This window comes from Herbiconiux daphne (assembly GCF_024979295.1).
GTDB lineage: Bacteria > Actinomycetota > Actinomycetes > Actinomycetales > Microbacteriaceae > Herbiconiux > Herbiconiux daphnes.
Genome location: NZ_JANLCJ010000116.1, coordinates 1 through 1,179, shown reverse-complemented (window position 1 = coordinate 1,179; position 1,179 = coordinate 1). Strand labels below are relative to the sequence as shown.

Genomic DNA, 1,179 nt, shown 5'->3' with positions numbered 1-1,179 from the left:
TGTTTGCCAGAGTTGTACCACCATATTGATGCGAAGCTACTTGAGCTGTGATTTGAGCCATCACCGCACATGCTACACCAATAGATTTCGGTGATTCAATCTCTGCACTACCCAGACGGAAACCATTTGCCAGCATACCACGAAGGTCTACTAGGCAACAGTTTGTCATCGGGAGGAACGGGGCATAGTCAAGATCGTGATAATGCAAATCACCAGAGTCGTGAGCTTGTACCACATCGGCGGGAAGAAAATGACCGCGAGCAAAATGTTTGCTAATAATACCAGCAAGCAGATCACGCTGAACTGGGAAAACTTTTGAGTCCTTGTTCGCGTTCTCGTTAAGAACTGAGACATCGGTTTGCTCCACTAATCCGCGAATTGATTTAGAGAGTTCGGATTTGTCTTCACGAATTTTATCACGGGTTACACGATATTCAATATAGGCTCGTGCTACTTCCGTGTCACTCGCTAGCAACATTGATTCAACATCACGCTGAATATCACGAATCTCTACAGTTTCTTCATCCTTATATTTCTCAAGGATTGTTGAGGCAATCTTGAATGCAGAATTATAGCTGCTTTTATCGACAGCTTGTTGTGCTTTCAGAACTGCATTAATGATACGTGCAGGATCAAAGTCCACACATTTACCATCACGTTTGATTACTCTCGCCATTAACTACTCCTTGTTTCTTCTAAATATTGTGAAGCGCCTACATTACCTTCAATGTTGGCGAGTACTTGCTGTGTTATAACAAGTAGATTTTTTGAACTGATTCTAATAGGGTAAGGACGAACCTCTTCCCGGATGTCAGTTTTTAATTTAACGTATACACGTTTAGGAGTAGTGCCTGTGACAGTACCAAACTTGAATCGTGAGTTATATTCCTGTGGACTCCATATTACTATGTCATCCAAACGAATAACACGATTGAGCATATCTCGGTGGATATGTTTGAGCATGGCCATCCGTGGCCTCCTTTTTTATTCTTTCCAGTCTCCAAATAAAGACATACAGGTGACTGCAATTGGCCAGAATACTACGAGGATAGCACAATCCCCTGGTTCACTGAAACCAATGTCACAACGTTTGATTGATTTAGCTACACCAATACCCAAAAGGATATAAGCGATCAGGGCCACAATGATAACCATCATGCTGTATGACCCTCACCAGAG

At 42.4% G+C, this 1,179-nt stretch carries 3 protein-coding genes; all 3 read right to left on the bottom strand.

Annotation, left to right across the window (positions count from 1 at the left end):
* The coding region (gene nrdD, locus N1032_RS23440) for an anaerobic ribonucleoside-triphosphate reductase (RefSeq protein WP_259542765.1) at positions 1–676 on the bottom strand (676 nt) is incomplete at its 3' end.
* Positions 676–969: a hypothetical protein gene (locus N1032_RS23435; protein ID WP_259542764.1), complete on the bottom strand. Its 294-nt coding sequence runs from the start codon at positions 967–969 to the stop codon at positions 676–678. The genes N1032_RS23435 and nrdD, both read right to left, overlap by 1 nt.
* A gap of 15 nt (positions 970–984) precedes the next feature.
* Entirely contained in the window at positions 985–1,158 is a 174-nt protein-coding gene (locus tag N1032_RS23430; RefSeq protein ID WP_259542762.1) for a hypothetical protein, read from the bottom strand.
* Between the last annotated feature and the right edge of the window lie 21 nt (positions 1,159–1,179).

Coding starts and splice junctions, on each gene's coding strand:
- N1032_RS23435 (WP_259542764.1), bottom strand. CDS start 969: ATGGCCATGCTCAAACATATCCACCGAGATATGCTCAATCGTGTTATT.
- N1032_RS23430 (WP_259542762.1), bottom strand. CDS start 1,158: ATGATGGTTATCATTGTGGCCCTGATCGCTTATATCCTTTTGGGTATT.